Origin of the sequence: Spirulina sp. CCY15215, from assembly GCF_016888125.1 — a bacterium.
Classification (GTDB): Bacteria; Cyanobacteriota; Cyanobacteriia; order Cyanobacteriales; family Spirulinaceae; genus CCY15215.
Map to the genome: position 1 here is coordinate 1 of NZ_JACSWA010000364.1, position 15,849 is coordinate 15,849.

Sequence of the window (15,849 nt, forward strand, 5' to 3'; positions counted from 1 at the left end):
TTTAATAGAACTTACGCAGTTTAATAGAACTTACGCAGTTTAATAGAACTTACGCAGTTTAATAGAACTTACGCAGTTTAATAGAACTTACGCAGTTAAGGAGCGAGACGCTCCCACTACTGTATTCTATTATAGTTATGGTAGTGCGGGCATCTTGCCCGCTAATGCGTAAGTCCCAATTAAGCATTAGAAAATACTAATACTCCCCTCCATCACCGATAAAACTTGCGACGCATTCAACCATTGTGCATCAAAAGCATGAATATGAGTGGTTGTAATTAAGGTTTGAAAACGGTCTTGAATGGCTTCTAAGAGTTGATTTTGTCGGTTGGGGTCTAATTCTGCTAAAACATCATCTAACAATAAAAGCGGAGGTTCTCGGATCACCTCTTCTATTAACTCTAACTCAGCCAGTTTCAAAGCCAAAACTAACGTGCGTTGTTGCCCTTGGGAACCGTAAAATCTTGCCGGAGTCCCATTAATCGTTAATTCAATTTCATCGCGATGGGGTCCAACTAAACTGGTGCCTTGATGTCTTTCTGGAATCTGGCGATCGCGAATTTGAGCCAGAAAAGCATTCTGAACAGTTTCGGGGTCGTCGCGATCCCAATTAACATTAGGAGTATAGTTTATTTCTAACACTTCTTTCTCCCCACTAATTCGGGCGTGCCATCCTTGTGCAATGGGGATAAGACGCTCTAAACCCCGCGCCCTTCGTCTCGTGACCCGTGACCCATTTGCTGCTAATTGTGCGTCCCAGAGAGCCAGTTGCGTAAAGGTATCTTGACTGGGTGTTTCTTCCGCTTTTTTGAGTTTTCGTAAGAGAGCATTACGCTGACGCAAAACGCGATCGTATTGTTGTAAAATATAAGCGTAAACAGGTTCGAGTTGAACGAGTAAAGAATCTAACCAATTGCGACGATTTTCGGGACTTCCTCGCACTAAATCTAAATCCAAACTCGAAAACTGTACCGCATTAAGATGTCCTAAAAAGTCCATTTGACGGCGCAAGTTTTCGCAATTGAGTCTTGCTGTTCTTCTGCCCTGTTTGCGAAGAATTAACCCCAGATCGGTACTTCCATAAGTTCTTTCTACGGTAGCTTCAATTTGCCCCGCGATCGCCCCTTCCTTGACAAAATCGCGATCGCGGCTGGTGCGATGACTTTTCAGAGTAGCGAGAAGTTCAACTGCTTCTAAAAGATTGGATTTTCCCTGAGCATTATTGCCCACAATAATCGTTTTTTGCGCCTCAAATTTAACCTCTTGTTCGAGGTAATTGCGAAAATTTCTTAAATATATATGTTTTAAATACATTAATGATTGATTAGGGGATAATGATTTGCAGGGAGTGACGACCATTCCCACATTGAACCGGAGTAGTTTTTCACATCAAAGCCCATATCGACCAAAACTACTGTTAGCCATGCCGATCGCACTCCTCCCGTACAGTAAACGGCGATCGCCATATCGGGAAAAATCCCTTTTGCTTGCAATTTTGCCAAAATTTTCTCCCGTCCCAAAAGTTGCCCCTCCTCATCCAATAAATCTTTATAGTATAAGTGAATTGCTTTGGCAAGATGTCCCCCCCGAGATTCGCCGTAGGTAGTTTCTCCTTGATATTCTCTCGCTTCTCGGCTATCGATGACAACAAGGCGATTTTGCGCGATCGCGGTTCTGAGTTCATTGACCCCAATTTCCCAAGTAGAAACGCGCTGTACGGTAAAATCTCCCGGTTTGGGTGCAGAGGTTAAGCTAATATTTCCCAGCGCCTTCGCACCCCCATCCACGAGATATGCTTGAGAATGTCCCAAAGTTCTTAACATCCAAACGATTCGCCCTTCTTCCCCCCATCCTCTCAAAGGATCGCCAAAAACAACAACTGGGCGATCGCGATCGATCCCCAAGGATTGTAATTTTGCCGTTAATACTGCATCATCTTCTAATAGTTTGCCTCGGTGAGGTGCCTGGGGTTGCGAAAAATCTTGCCACCGGACAGTCTGAGCATTTTTGAGAGATGGAATCGGAAAATTGTTTACAGGACGCGCATCGAGGAGAATAGCCCCTTGTTTGAGGAGTTCTCGGGCGCGATCGCCATCAATAATCCATTGTTCCTGATGCTGTCGGGTTGGGACAAACTCAGAGACAAACAGAGAATTTTCCTGCACCGTTTCCCGTCTGCGAAACTCCGGTAGCAAGAGGAATGCGGAGATTCCCAAGGCGATCGCGCTGATTATCACCAAGAGAGAAGAAACTAGAGCTTTTAAAGACATGAAAAATATATATATTATCGCTTACCCCTTCCCTGTAAGATAAAAAGGGCAATTTACGGGGGAAAAGCGAGCGGGTGGACAAAGGAACGCTGATTGAATTTAGATTGCACGGAGAACGTCGGTTAGCCGTCGCGGATCGCCCTGAAGGTAAAAAGAATTGGCTATTTATTGACGAAAAGGGGCAGTCTCACTCCCTCAAACCCCAACGGATTGATTATGAAATTGCCCAAGGCTATGAGGTGAAGGATATTCCCGATTTTCTTGCCGCCATCGTACCTTATCTCGATCCGGCAAACTTAGAAGTGGCTTGGGAATTGTTGGTGGAAGAGGGAGAAGGAGTGACTCCGGCAGATTTGGCGCAACTTCTTTACTCAGAAGATACGCCCACGGTGTGTTATGCCGCTTATGTCCTCTTGGCAGAAGATAAAATTTATTTCAAACGTAAAGCGGAAATCTACGAACCTCGCCCCAGCAGTCAAGTTGAGGAAATTAAACACCAAATTGCCGTTCAAGAACAACGCCAGCGCGATCGCGAAGAATTTTTGGAACGACTGAAAGAAAATCTGGCTGGAAAAACCGTTGCTTGGCAAGATGGCGATCGCCCGCGTTTGGAGTCCCTCGAAAAATTTGTCCTCCAACCCGAACAAAATCATCGTCTCGCCCAAGAAATCCTCACTACCCTCGATCGCCCCCAAACCGCCGACGCTGCCTTTAAACTCTTAGTGGAATTGGGTCGATGGTCAATTCACGAAAACTTATTCCTTCGGCGGAGTGCTTATCCCGTGCAGTTTGCTCAACCTATTCTTGATGTTGCCCAAGATCGTTTAATATCCCCCCCCGAAGACCGCGATCGCGATCGCCTCGATTTAACCCATCTTAAGGTTTACACTATCGACGACGCAGCTACTGAGGAAATTGACGACGGTTTGAGTGTCGAGGTGACAGCAGAGGGAAGCCAAAAATTATGGATTCATATTGCAGATCCCACTCGCCTCATTACTTTGGGAGATGTGCTAGATCTGGAGGCACGCCGTCGCAGTACCAGCTTGTATCTCCCCACCGGGACGATCCCCATGTTCCCGAAAGAACTGGCTACGGGTCCAATGAGTTTGGTACAGGGGCAACAATGCGCGGCACTGAGTTTTGCGGTAGTCTTAAATGAGGATGGTTCTCCCCAAACCTATAGCATCCATGCCAGTTGGATTAAACCTACCTATCGCCTCACTTATGATGATGTTGATGAAATGTTGGAGTTGGGGATTGAGGCGGAACCGGAAATCGCTGATTTGGCGAAAGCTGCCTTACTGCGGCAACAATGGCGTAAGTCTTGCGGGGCGATCGATATTCGTATGCCGGAATCTTCGATTAAAGTCAAGGAAGATGACGAAATTGCGATCGAACTTTTAGATGATTCTCTCTCTCGTCAACTCGTGGCGGAAATGATGATTTTAGCAGGGGAAGTGGCGGGATGCTATGGCAAAGATAACAATCTAGCTTTACCGTTTCGAGGACAACCTCAACCGGAATTACCACCAGAAGAGGAACTTTTGCAATTACCGGCGGGTCCAGTGCGCTTCTCTGCCATGCGACGCTGTATGCCTCGCAGTGAGATGGGCATTACTCCCGCCCGCCATGCTGGTTTGGGACTTGATACCTATACTCAAGTTACCTCCCCCATTCGCCGCTATACGGACTTATTGGCTCACTTTCAGATCAAAGCACATTTACGAGAAGAAGTTCTTCCTCTCACAGGAGAGGAATTGCAGGCAATTATGTTTAGTGTCACCGCTTCAGCCTATGAAGCAACCCAAGTGGAACGTCAAACCAATCGCTATTGGGGGCTAGAATATTTGCGCCGCAATGCCGATGAGGTTTGGCAGGCAATGGTTTTGCGTTGGTTGCGGGAAGATGATGGACTATGTTTGATTTTACTGGAAGATTTGGGTTTAGAGTTGCCCCATCGGATTTCTCGGTCGGTAGCTTTGGGCGATCGCTTTGAGGTTCAGGTTAGTAGCGCCGATCCGAGGCTTGATACGATTCGTTTTCGAGAGTTAGTCACTTCTGAATAGACCTAAAGAAACGCGATCGCCGTCAATAGCTTGCATCTGACTCAAGGCCTGTATAACCTGTTCGTAGGGAACATCGGGATCGGCAACTAAGAAAACGTTATTTTGCGAGTTTTCCTGTAAGTAGAGTAAAATTTTCTCTTGTACTTCTGTTTCGCTGAGAATTTGCCCTTGAAACAAAAATCTGCCTTTGGTGTTGAAATAGGCGATCGCAGAATTCTCTCCTACTTCTCCTGCAATTTTTCCTCCTGCTTCTCCTTGGGGAAGTTCAACTTCTACACTGTCAGGAGGAGTCCTTAAAGAGAGAGAAATGAGTACAAAAAACGCCAAAACTACCATCATCACATTGAGTAAGGGAATGAGGTCGAGTTTAGGCATTTGCGAACTGTATTTTCTAGCTCTAAAATTCATTGATAATTACTTATTGAATCGCAAGGGAAACGCGATCGCCGCCAATTTCTCCCAGTTTTTGCAGCAGTTGGCTAATTTTTTGATAGGGAAGCTGGCGATCGGCTTCTAAGATAATTTTACCGTCGGGATTTGCTAATAAAAATGTTTGTACTGTTTCTGTCATTTCTGCTTCGGAGAGAAGGCGATCGCGCCAAAAGAGGGAGCCTTGCCGATTTAGAGAAAAACTTAATATTTCTTCTTTAATCTTAACATTTCCCGTTGTTCTCGTTCCCACTGTTGGTAATTCTAAATTACTGGTCTGCTGGCCTTTGAGGGTCAGAGAAATAATGAGAAAAAACGTTAAAACGCACATTACCACATCAATAGTCGGAATGAGGTTGACTTCAGGTAATGTTGTTCTCTTTTTTTGACGATTAAACTGCATGAATTTAACTCAAAATTCAAGATTCAGTAATATCATTTTTGTAGCTATTTTTGTAGCTATTTTTGTAGCTATTTTTGTAGCAATCTTCGTCGAAGCTAACTTACAAAAATAATCTACGGGAACAGAGTTCGTGCTTCAAAAACCCATTGTTGAACTTGTTCGACAGGAGGACATAAATCGCGGCGTTTGAGGGTGGCAACTTGAAAGCGTAACATTTGCCGATGCAAGCGATATACAGGGGTTTGAGCGAGTTGAGCAACAGAAGCAACCCCGGAATGTAGCAGTAGTCCACAATGGCTGCATCCTACCCCAGGAAGGCGCGCTAAATCTGCCAGTGCGACCCATTTATTAACTTGTTGGGGTTGCAATTTGAGTTCTGCGGCGATCGCATTTCTTTTTTCTAATGTATTTCCCTGTTGCAATAATTGGTCGGTGTTTTCGATGCCGAGGGAATGAAATGATTTCTTATCTTCATCGCTAATACCGGGAAGTTCTGCGACCAACCAAGTTTTTAAAAAGCTCATAATTTTGCTGTAATGGGAAATTTGCGAGGCAAATGTAGTTAGATTTAAGAGTATCGATCGCGAACTCAATGAGTTATCGACTCGGGAAAGATCGCTAAATCCAAAATCGGTTGCTGAGTTAAGCATAACCCATGACAGGTAAAGAGGTCGGGTTTTTGTACTTCCAGAGAAATACGAGTGCTTTCGTGGGGAAAGGGAAAGAGGCGATCGAAGAAAATTTCTTCCCCCTGATAACTAAATTGTAAAGTATAGACAGTGGGGGTTGCTTCTAAATATGTTAGGAGTTCATAAGCGAGGTGATAGAGGGGTTGCCGTAAAGCATCAGATAAATGGCAGGGTTGTTCGTAGGCTTGGCGATTTTCGCTTTCTGCGATCGCCTCAGCATATAAAGGTCCTTTAGCCGTGAGTACGATAGGAAGCCAGTGGTTTCCTTGAGCAGTTTTATACTCTAAATTTGTTTCTACCCAATGACGCAAATGCTCTATATTTTTACACTGTTGATAAAGCGATTTCCCTGGGAATTCGAGGGTTTCTGGGTAATTGAAGGTGAGGGGATAAATAGACCCTGTAGAAGGGATTTTAGCGGTAGCTGGGAGGATTTTTAGAGAGGTATGGGGAGAATGAGAGAGGATTGCTTTTTTGAGGGCGACAAGATCGGGAGAATCTGCGGTAATGGGGAGATCGACAATAAAAATAATTTCAGTCATGGGATTTTTGGGCAAATAAGAGGGCGCTTGATGCGCCCTTAAAAGGTTTTTAAAAACTGATTTTGGGGGTTAATTTTACCCTCTCTTAATCTCAGGAGGAGTATTGAAAAGAGGGAAATATGCCTCTAAAGACTGCCAAAACTGGGGATAGGACCCGATAAACGACGGGCAAAACTGGGGAGATCGACTCGAGAGGTATTGCGACGGGTTTTAACCGCGAGACGATAGCTGACGCTTTGTAATTCAACGTGCAGTTGTCGATTTTCCCGTTGTAAGCGTTCGATTTTTTCTTTAACGGGAATCATGCGTTCCTCAAATTTGCGCCGATAAATTTGCGGCATTTCTTGCAATGCTTGTTCTAGCATTCTGGTGCGATCGCCTGTTTCTTGTGCTGACTGACGCAATTGATAGATTTCGCGATCGCGGGATGCGATCTGTTGTTGATAAAAAGTAACTTGCTGTTCGACTTCTTGTAATTGTTCTCGCAGCATCCGCATTTCGGCTTTGTGACGTTCGGATACGTCAGGTTGCGGCATAAATTGATTATTGCCTTTGACTAAGCGAAATAGTTCTTGGGACAACTGTTGCACCAGTTGATCGCGAACTTTCAGTTCGTCGCTGAGGCGGGAAACTTCTCCCCGCAGGCTGTTAACATTGGTATTTTCGGTAATATTCACGGCGACTCAGACTCCGTTCTAAGCTGATTGGCAAGGATATGGGGGGCGTTACGGCTTATTTTATCTGCTTTCTCGGTAATTTAACAAAAATTTTTTGCGGGGTGGGGCGCGATCGCATTTTTGGGGGTGATGGTGTTTGTTACAATTTTAATTAAATCGAGCTTTTCCTGATAAATTTTATGAGAGCGATCGCCAGTTTTTTAACGTCTTTAATTTTTGCAGTTTGGCTGATTGTCATTGCTACAATTTCAATTCAAAATATTCAGCCAGTTTCCCTGAAGTTTTTAACGTTTCAGTCGGTTGAGTTTCCTTTTGGTATTGTTTTAACGTTTAGCGTCGTTACGGGGCTACTTTTGGGGGGAGTTTTACCAACTTTACCGGGGAAATTTCAACGGTCAAAATCCAAAAAATCTCGCTAAAATCCCTTATGCAACCTGTAGACTTTACCACTCTCGCCGCCGTTTGTGCGGACTTGCGATCGCGTTGGATTCCCGCGCGAGTCGAACAAGTTTATCAGCGCGACGTGCAAACAATTTTCTTGGCTTTGCGAACCTTACAAAAGAAAGGATGGCTAACGATTTGCTGGCATCCGCAAGCGGCGCGAATTTGTCTGGGAAGTGCGCCTCCCCGCGATCGCGATACCTTCACTTTTAGCGACCAATTACGACATCAATTAAAGGGATTAGCGTTAACGGCGATCGCCCCTATTGCCCCTTGGGAAAGGGTTATAGACTTACAATTTGCTCAACGTCCCGAGGATGAACCTTTGTGGCATCTTTATGTGGAAGTGATGGGTAAATATAGTAATGCGATTTTGACTGATGGAGGCGATCGCATCGTCACAGTAGCACACCAAGTCGGTGCAAAACAATCGCGGGTCCGCACGGTGCAAACGGGACAACCTTATGAATTTCCTCCCTCACTTCTAGGAGATATTCCCAGTTTAGAGGAAACCCAGGAGCGGTGGCAAGAGAGAGTTAGTCTTGTACCAGGGGCGATCGGTACACAACTTTTGAAAACTTATCGCGGCTTGAGTCCAACTGTAGTAAATTTAATGGTAGAGTCGGCTAATTTAACCCCAGAGCGATCGACGCAGGATTTGAGTGGGGGAGAATGGGAGAAATTGTTTCAGTCTTGGCGAGAATGGTTGCAGGCGATCGCGACGGGTAATTTTACTCCAGGATGGACGGAAACGGGTTACACTGTGCTGCCTTGGGGACTGGTAAAACCCGCAAAAGATGTGCAGATTTTACTGGATGTTTACTATAGCAATGCTTGGAATCGGCAGCAATTTCAACAGTTACAGCACCAAATCTCACAAAAACTCAAGAATGTAGGCAAGAAATTAGCCTATAAAGCGCAAGGATTTCGCGATCGCCTCTCACAGTCCAAAGATGCAGACGAGTATCGCACCCATGCAGACTTACTGATGGCTTATCTCCATCAATGGAAACCAGGTATGCAGTCGATCTTCCTTGCAGATTTCGAGACAGGACAACCCGTAAAAATTCCCCTCAACCCCGAAAAAAATGCCGTGCAGAATGCTCAAACTTTATACAAAAAGCATCAAAAACTCAAACGTGCGAAGGATGCCATCAAACCATTTTTGCAGGAAGTCGAGACAGAAATTCAGTATCTAGAACAGGTAGAAGCCGCTTTAAATCAGTTGGAAGACTATAAAAATGCAGAGGATTTGCCAACCCTGAGAGAAATTCGGGAAGAATTGGTACAACAGGGATATTTCGAGGCAGGAAAGGGCAGCGATCGCGCTGTGGTAAAAGAATCTCAACCCTATTGTTACCCCACACCATCAGGATTTGAAGTTTGGATCGGGCGCAATAATCGTCAGAACGATCGCCTTTCCTTTCGCACTGCAGGAGATTACGATCTTTGGTTTCATGCCCAGGAAATTGCCGGAAGCCACGTTTTATTGCGCTTGACACCGGGAGCCGTTGCAGAGGATACAGATGTACAATTTGCGGCGGATTTTGCCGCCTACTACAGTCGAGGACGACAAAGCGATCGCGTTCCCGTGGTCTATACTGAACCCAAATTCGTCTATAAACCCAAGGGAGCAAAACCTGGAATTGCTATCTATAAACGAGAGCAAGTTATTTGGGGGCGATCGCAAAAAGCGCAAGACTATCTCAACGCCCAAGAATAATCCCCAGCATTGCCAATTTTTTTGGCAAGATTTGTATTTGCTGTTACAATAGCCCTCGATAAAGAAATATTACAAGCCATTCCGTCGAGAACGTGGGGCTTGGATTTTCTCGATATTAAACGACAGACTACGAACTTGACGAACCAGCAGAAAACCTGCTGGTTTTTTTTTGCTCATATTTTTTTGCTCAACTATTGCAAAATCTGAAAACATTCGCTAGACTAGAAAAGCGTCATTTATTCAGATGCCTGCCGGGATAGCTCAGTTGGTAGAGCAGAGGACTGAAAATCCTTGTGTCGGGAGTTCAAATCTCCCTCCTGGCATCCCTCAAACCCCTACTGTATGTGGGTTTTGCTTTGTAACCAATTGCGAGAAAAATTGCGACCTCATTTGGGTTGGTATGGAGCGAGACTGGCATTCGTGATCTGACTATGCTCGTCGTTGGGGAATTGAGACTCTCATTTTCTAGAGTGCGAGAAGCAACTGCACATTCTTCTACAAGATTTAAACCTTTCCTTGCTGCAAATATCCTTCAATTAAAAGATCGGCATCAATTTGCGTTATTTTTATTTGCTTTAACAACAAAGCATCGGTCATTTTAGTGAATCCCAAATCTCCCACGGGAGAAGGAGCAGAACTCCCACCAATAATTTTAGGGGACATAAAAGCCATGATTTTTTGTACCGCACCTTGGGCGATCGCCTGAGCCGCCAAAATGCCCCCACACTCCCATAAAATGCGAGAGAAGCCGCGATCGCCCAGGTGTTGCATGGCTGTATCGGGGGTCAATTCGGGAAATTCCACTACTTCAACACCCTTATTTTGCAAATATTCTCGCTGTTGTGAATTAGCTCCTGCTTGAGTTAACACTAAAGTAGGGTTTTCTCGAACTTGCCAGAGATTAGCCTCTAAGGGCAGATCGAGAGTGCGACTCATGACGACTCGCAAAGGGTTACGAGGAGAAACGCCATGAGTTGTTAAGTGAGGATTGTCCCGTCGCACGGTATTGCCCCCCACGATAACTGCATCGGCGATCGCCCTTTCTTGGTGGACTCGGTGGCGCGATCGCAGACCCGTCACCCAAGCACTATGCCCGCTAGTGGCCGCAATTTTCCCATCGAGGGTCATGGCATATTTCAAAACTCCCCAAGGGCGCTGGTAAAGGCTACGATGGATAAAAGCCTCATTCAACTGGCGGCATTTTGCCTCCTCCACCCCGACAACGACCTCAATTCCCCCTTGACGCAGGCGATCGATCCCTCCTCCTGCAACTCGGCGATCGGGATCCACCATCCCCACAAATACTTTAGTGATTTTGGCCGCAATGATAGCCTCACTACAAGGAGGAGTGCGCCCATAATGGTTGCACGGTTCTAAATTCACGTAAAGGGTGCCACCCTCCGCCAAATTTCCCGCTTGACGCAAAGCAAAAACTTCCGCGTGAGGTTGTCCCGCTTCAGGGTGATATCCTTCCCCAACAATGTTACCCTCGCGCAGGATGACACAGCCCACAAGAGGATTAGGAGCAGTATATCCTTCAGCTTGGCGAGCAAGCTGCAAACAGCGTTGCATCATATTGCCATCAAAAGGCGTAATGTTGTCATTTTTTGGCTTGTTGCTCTCCATCTTATTTTCCTGAAAAAGTGTCATAGTTGATGAGGAAATTTGTTCGTTATTCCTTTAAGCTCAAAAATATTAACTTCATTGTTGCATTCGCATTAATTCTTGTTGTGAAAACTGCTGAGTTTTATCCGGCCAAATTAACGCCGCTTTTTGTTCGCCTTATCCAAAGTCTTTCCTACGGAATCGCCCATACAGCCTATCACGTGGATTTGCAGGTTTCCGATCGCGATCTGGATAAATTAAAAGCCATAGAAGGCGATCGCGTGGTCTTAATGCCCAATCATCCCTCATTGGACGATGGCATTGTCCTCTTTCTCCTTTCAACGCGCCTCGGACAATTGTTTAACTACCTTGTCGCCCAGGATAATTTTAACGGTTGGCAAGGGGAATTTCTACAGCGTATCGGCAGCTATTCCATCAAGCGAGGAGTCGGCGATCGCGCCAGTATTGCCTACACCCTCAACCTATTGCGCCAAAATGCGACAAAACTCGTTATTTTTGCCGAGGGGGGCTGTTCTTATCAAAATGATACCGTAATGCCTTTTCGCTCGGGGGCGGTGCAAATGCCCTTACAAGTTCTCCATAAATTAGCGAAAGAAACCTCAGAAGTTCCTAACTTTTTTCTCGTTCCCATTAGTCTCAAATATCGCTATCGCGGCTCGATGGATAAGGCGATCGCGGACAGTCTCCAGCAGTTAGAAACCCGTTTGGGGATTATTCCTACAACTGAAGCCTTTTACCCTCGTTTGCGGGCAATTGGAGAAAGAGTCGTCACTAATCTTGAAAAAGAATACGAGATCGCCCCTCCCAAAACTCACCCATTACTCCTCAACCAACGCATCGAGAACATCAAAACTCGTCTTTTAACCAACTGTGAAGAAAAGCTAGGAATCACCTCTGCTTCTCATCTTCCCATGCGAGAAAGAGTCTATAAAATTCAAGCTCTTCTCGATACTGACGATGAACCTTCCCCCGTTTCGGAAACTCTCTATAAAGCTACAGTACGCCTGCTCAACTTCGATGCTATTTATGATGGTTACGTGGCTGCAGCACCTACCCCCGAACGCTTTTTAGATACTTTAATCCGCTTGGAACGAGAAGTTTTCAGCATCGATCGCCCCCAACCCAAAGGCTATCGCCATGCTTTCCTGAAAATTGGCGCTCCCGTCAATCTTAAAGATTATTTACACCCTTACAAACAAAATCGCACCGAGACGATCGAAACCATCACGCGACAGATGCAGCAAGCCGTACAGGAGAATTTGCAGGCGATCGCGCCCCAATAATACTCTCTTCTTTGTAAAATAAATTTGTTAAACTTGTGGAGTCGTTCAAAGCCAGATAAAATAAGCGAGTGTGTTAAAATCGCGTTAAGGCGATCGCTTTCTCCTTTTAATTCGCAATCTTAAAGGGCATAATCCTATTTAGGGTTTGCCAAGGCTTTATAGTGCTTTAATCTAGGGCAAATATCTACCATAACATTTCTAATCTTTTTTTGAGGAGAATTGCATGAGCAACCATCACTATCAAGTGGGAGGAAGCCTCACTGATAATGCACCTAGTTATGTTGAGCGACAAGCCGATACAGAATTATATGAAGCACTCAAACAAGGGGAATTTTGCTATGTTCTTAACTCAAGACAAGTTGGCAAATCCTCTTTATTAGTGCGTACTCGCTATCGACTCGAACGAGACGGATTTAAGTGCGCCAGTATTGATATGACCAATATTGGTAGTGAAAATATTACCCCCGCTCAATGGTATAAAGGCGTAGCTGTAGAACTATGGCGAGGATTTAAACTCCTGAGAAAAGTTAACTTCAAAACTTGGTGGGCAGAACGAGAAGGTATTTCTGTACTGCAAAAATTAAGTCAATTTATTTCTGAAGTGCTACTCCAAGAGTTTTCTGAGGAAAAAATCTTTATTTTTGTAGATGAAATTGATAGTATTCTCAGCCTTAAGTTTCCCATTGATGACTTTTTCGCGATGATTCGCTTTTGCTATAACCAAAGAGCGCAAGATCCTCGCTATAAAAACATTAGTTTTGTTCTGTTTGGTGTAGCAACACCCTCAGATTTAATCGCAGATAAAAAAAGAACACCCTTTAATATTGGAACAGCGATAGAATTACAAGGTTTTAAACTGAATGAAATTGGCTCCCTTGCAGCAGGATTAACAATTGCCAATTGTAACAAGACAAAAATATTAGCAGAGATTTTGCAATGGACTTCTGGGCAACCTTTTTTAACGCAAAAAATATGCAAGATTGCGATCGAATCTAGTCGCGATGAAAACGGACGGGACTTAATCATGCCCCCAGGAGTAGAAGCCTTTTGGGTTGAGAGTCTGATTAAATCGCGCATTATTCATAAATGGGAATCCCAGGACGAACCCGAACATTTACGGACAATCCGCGATCGCATCCAAAGCAATGAAACCAAGAGTTCTCGCTTACTGGGTATTTATCAACAAATTTTAGAAAATGGTAACGTTAAAATCAATAGCAGTCAAGAACAAATGGACTTGATTTTATCTGGCTTAGTGGTCAAATCAGAAGGAATATTAACCGTCAAAAATCGCATTTATCAAGAAGTATTTAACTTAGAATGGGTTGAAAAGCAACTAGAACAGTTGCGTCCCTATTCAGAAGTTTTTAAGGCTTGGATCGCTTCTCAACAAAGCGATGAATCGAGACTATTGCGAGGAATCGCTTTGCAAAATGCTCTCGATTGGTCCCAAGGAAAAAGTTTGAGCGATTTAGATTATCAATTCTTGAAGGCGAGTCAGGAACTCAACCAACAAGAAATGAAAATACGCTTAGAAGCCGAACGAGTCCAAGTTATTGAGGCACAATTAATCCGCGATCGCAAAACTGCTAAACTCCAAAGACTATTGCTGGGAGTGACAAGTACTGCCTTCCTCATTGCTTCAATCTTAGGAATTACCGCCTTTTGGCAATATCGCAAGGCGATCGAGAGCGAAGATCAAGCGAGAATCAGTGAATTGCAAGCGCTAGTCTCCTCCTCAAAAGCCCTAGTTGCGACCCAGAGAAAATTTGATGCCCTCATCGAAGCCACCAAAGCTAAACAAAGATTGCAGTCCATCAGGGGTAGAGATTTTCCCATCGAGGAACAAGTTCAAAATGCCCTGCACCAGGCTATTTATCAAACCAAAGAATACAATCGCCTCTCGGATCACAAGGCAGGAGTTTGGGGAGTGGACTACTCCCCCGACGGCGAAGCGATCGCCACTGCCAGCAAAGATACTACCGCTAAATTGTGGAGTAAAGAGGGAAAATTATTAACTACTTTGAAGGGTCATAATGCCCCAGTTTTAGGGATTGCTTTTTCCCCCGACGGCAAAGAGATCGCCACTGCCAGCGAGGATAATACCACCAAAATCTGGACGCGGGAAGGACAACTGCTGCATACCTTAAAAGGGCATCGGGCTGCGGTCTTAGGTGTGGTCTTTTCCCCCGACGGAGAAGCGATCGCCACAGCAGGAGAAGACAACATCGTGAACCTCTGGACGCGGGAAGGACAACTAATACATACCCTAAGCAATCATACTTCTGCTGTTTGGGATGCAGCCTTTTCTCCAGATAGTCAAATGTTAGCGACGGTTGGTGCGGATAAAACCTTCAAATTATGGAATCGAGAAGGAGAACTTCTGGATTCTTTCCCCGCCCACGATGTTTCTCTTTGGGGTGTCGCTTTTTCCCCCGATGGGAAAAATTTAGTCACCACCAGTGAGGATAAAACTGCCAAATTGTGGGATTTGCAAGGTAATATCCTCGCTACCTTCATCGATCACGAGTCACGAGTTTTAGATGCAGCCTTTTCTCCCGACGGTCAAACCATCGCTACAGTCAGTGAAGATAGTACGATCAAGCTCTGGGAGCGATCGGGACAATTATTAGCAACATTAACAGGACATGAAGCTGCCGTTTGGGGTGTTGTTTTTGCTCCCGATGGAAAAACTTTAGTGACGGTTAGCGATGACCATACTGCCAAACTCTGGAATTTAGAGAACTATTTTTTAACAAAGTTGATAGGACACAAAGCTGGGTTGCGGAAAGTCGCCTTTGCTCCCGACGGTAAAACCTTGGTGACAGGAGGTGCAGATAATACAGCGAAAGTGTGGAATCGCAAGGGGCGCTTGCTGAAAACCCTAGTCGGACACAATGCGACCATTCTCGGAGTTACTTTCTCCCCAGACAGTCAGACCATCGGCACCACCAGTAGCGATAAAAAGATCAAACTGTGGCAAGGACAAAAAAATATCCTGACCCTAGAACACGATGCGGCGGTTTGGGGAATTGATTTTTCCCCCAATGGCGAGATTTTAGCCACTTCTAGCGTTGATAAGATTGTTAAACTTTGGAATGTCAAGGGAAATTTACTCGCTGCTTGGAATGCCCATGATGCTTCAGTGTTAGCCCTTGCCTTTGCTCCCGATGGTCAGACCTTGGCAACCACCAGTTGGGACGGAACCGTGAAACTCTGGAATCTCAAGGGAGAATTGTTGGCTTCTTGGCTGGCGCACGAACTCGGAGTTGATGCGATCGCCTTTGCCCCGGATGGCAAATCCCTGATGACAGGAGGAGAAGATAATACCGCCAAACTCTGGAGTCTGTCGGGAGAGTTATTGGCGCATCTCATCGGACATCATGGGGCAGTCATGGAGGTTGCCTTTGCCCCCAACAGTGACGCGATCGCGACGGCCAGTTTAGACGAAACTGCTAAATTGTGGACTCGAGAGGGAGAGATTATCACCACTCTCACCGGTCACACTGCGGCAATATCAGGGATGGCTTTTTCTCCCGATGGCAAGATCTTAGCCACCGCCAGCCGAGATAATACTGCCATTCTTTGGGATTTAGAAAACATCCTCAAGTTAGATGAATTTACTTATGCTTGTAATTGGATACGGGATTATTTGCGAACAAATACTGAGTTAAAAGAAGAAGATCGGCATTTATGC

The 15,849-nt window shown here is 45.1% G+C and carries 13 protein-coding genes and 1 tRNA gene; 6 read left to right on the forward strand and 8 right to left on the reverse strand.

The window, feature by feature from the left end; all coding sequences use genetic code 11:
- Positions 1 to 186: 186 nt before the first annotated feature.
- Entirely contained in the window at positions 187 to 1,314 is a 1,128-nt protein-coding gene (gene recF, locus JUI58_RS09950; RefSeq protein ID WP_204103630.1) for a DNA replication/repair protein RecF, read from the reverse strand.
- Positions 1,314 to 2,270, reverse strand: coding sequence for a rhodanese-like domain-containing protein (locus tag JUI58_RS09955; protein WP_204103631.1), 957 nt, complete (start codon positions 2,268 to 2,270; stop codon positions 1,314 to 1,316). The genes recF and JUI58_RS09955 overlap by 1 nt, the downstream gene beginning before the upstream one ends.
- A gap of 74 nt (positions 2,271 to 2,344) precedes the next feature.
- Here JUI58_RS09955 and JUI58_RS09960 point away from each other — a divergent pair, with 74 nt between their 5' ends.
- On the forward strand, positions 2,345 to 4,339 hold the full coding sequence (locus tag JUI58_RS09960) for a ribonuclease R family protein (protein WP_204103632.1): 1,995 nt from the start codon (positions 2,345 to 2,347) through the stop codon (positions 4,337 to 4,339).
- On the opposite strand, the gene JUI58_RS09965 is transcribed toward JUI58_RS09960, so the two are convergent.
- The 5 genes from JUI58_RS09965 to JUI58_RS09985 all read right to left on the reverse strand — a co-directional run bounded on the left by JUI58_RS09965 (position 4,322) and on the right by JUI58_RS09985 (position 7,079).
- Positions 4,322 to 4,714: a biopolymer transporter ExbD gene (locus tag JUI58_RS09965; RefSeq protein WP_204103633.1), complete on the reverse strand. Its 393-nt coding sequence runs from the start codon at positions 4,712 to 4,714 to the stop codon at positions 4,322 to 4,324. The two genes, JUI58_RS09960 and JUI58_RS09965, sit on opposite strands and share 18 nt — an antisense overlap.
- A 43-nt stretch (positions 4,715 to 4,757) precedes the next feature.
- Positions 4,758 to 5,171, reverse strand: coding sequence for a biopolymer transporter ExbD (locus JUI58_RS09970; RefSeq protein WP_204103634.1), 414 nt, complete (start codon positions 5,169 to 5,171; stop codon positions 4,758 to 4,760).
- 113 nt (positions 5,172 to 5,284) lie between these two features.
- Entirely contained in the window at positions 5,285 to 5,695 is a 411-nt protein-coding gene (locus JUI58_RS09975; RefSeq protein WP_204103635.1) for a DUF4332 domain-containing protein, read from the reverse strand.
- Between the two features lie 65 nt (positions 5,696 to 5,760).
- Positions 5,761 to 6,402 (reverse strand): hypothetical protein, encoded by a 642-nt coding sequence (locus JUI58_RS09980; protein WP_204103636.1) that lies wholly within the window; start codon positions 6,400 to 6,402, stop codon positions 5,761 to 5,763.
- A gap of 125 nt (positions 6,403 to 6,527) precedes the next feature.
- Complete coding sequence (locus tag JUI58_RS09985) at positions 6,528 to 7,079, reverse strand: Npun_F5560 family protein (RefSeq protein WP_204103637.1); 552 nt, start codon at positions 7,077 to 7,079, stop codon at positions 6,528 to 6,530.
- Positions 7,080 to 7,258: 179 nt separating this feature from the next.
- Here JUI58_RS09985 and JUI58_RS09990 point away from each other — a divergent pair, with 179 nt between their 5' ends.
- The 3 genes from JUI58_RS09990 to JUI58_RS10000 all read left to right on the forward strand — a co-directional run bounded on the left by JUI58_RS09990 (position 7,259) and on the right by JUI58_RS10000 (position 9,566).
- Positions 7,259 to 7,498 carry a LapA family protein gene (locus JUI58_RS09990; RefSeq protein ID WP_204103638.1) on the forward strand — a complete coding sequence of 80 codons (240 nt, stop codon included), beginning with the start codon at positions 7,259 to 7,261 and terminating at the stop codon, positions 7,496 to 7,498.
- An 8-nt stretch (positions 7,499 to 7,506) separates the two neighbouring features.
- Entirely contained in the window at positions 7,507 to 9,243 is a 1,737-nt protein-coding gene (locus tag JUI58_RS09995; RefSeq protein WP_204103639.1) for an NFACT family protein, read from the forward strand.
- 250 nt (positions 9,244 to 9,493) lie between these two features.
- Positions 9,494 to 9,566, forward strand: a tRNA-Phe gene (locus JUI58_RS10000).
- 181 nt (positions 9,567 to 9,747) lie between these two features.
- Here the strand turns inward: JUI58_RS10000 and ribD are convergent.
- The gene (gene ribD / locus JUI58_RS10005) at positions 9,748 to 10,869 is read right to left on the reverse strand and encodes a bifunctional diaminohydroxyphosphoribosylaminopyrimidine deaminase/5-amino-6-(5-phosphoribosylamino)uracil reductase RibD (protein WP_348539872.1); all 1,122 of its coding nucleotides are present in this window, start codon (positions 10,867 to 10,869) and stop codon (positions 9,748 to 9,750) included.
- A 29-nt stretch (positions 10,870 to 10,898) separates the two neighbouring features.
- On the opposite strand from ribD, the gene JUI58_RS10010 reads away from it, so the two are divergent.
- Entirely contained in the window at positions 10,899 to 12,152 is a 1,254-nt protein-coding gene (locus JUI58_RS10010; RefSeq protein WP_204103640.1) for a 1-acyl-sn-glycerol-3-phosphate acyltransferase, read from the forward strand.
- A gap of 223 nt (positions 12,153 to 12,375) precedes the next feature.
- Positions 12,376 to 15,849, forward strand: a 3,474-nt coding sequence (locus JUI58_RS10015; protein ID WP_204103641.1) for an AAA-like domain-containing protein, incomplete at its 3' end; no start/stop codon positions are given.